Here is a 400-nt window from a genome sequence, read left to right on the forward strand (position 1 = left end):
GTTAGAGTACTACACTGATAATGTAGGGGTCGGCAGTTCGAGTCTGCCCGGGACTACTTTTTAAAGTTATAAATTGTAAATTATAAATTAAAAAAGACTGAATTATTTAAAAAGGAAATTCTAGGGTTGAGACCTTATGAGCTGAAAATTCATAACTCATAACTAATAACTCATAACTAAAATTTGGGGGATTAGCTCAGCTGGCTAGAGCGCCTGCCTTGCACGCAGGAGGTCAACGGTTCGACTCCGTTATTCTCCACTATCTAAAGAAGATAGAGAAAAGAAAAAAGAATATAGATTTAGTCTATTTTCTGTACTCTTTACTCTTTATTCTAAGGAAAAAGTTCATTGACATATTGAGATAAGAAAATAATAAAAAGTAGAAAGCGTTTTTATTAGT

Annotated in this window: 1 tRNA gene; it reads left to right on the plus strand. The window is 33.2% G+C overall.

The window, feature by feature from the left end:
* The first annotated feature begins 185 nt into the window (after positions 1–185).
* Positions 186–259, plus strand: a tRNA-Ala gene (locus tag LPB87_RS20670).
* The last annotated feature ends 141 nt before the right edge of the window (positions 260–400 follow it).

It is taken from the genome of Flavobacterium sp. EDS, from assembly GCF_020991525.1.
Classification (GTDB): domain Bacteria; phylum Bacteroidota; class Bacteroidia; order Flavobacteriales; family Flavobacteriaceae; genus Flavobacterium.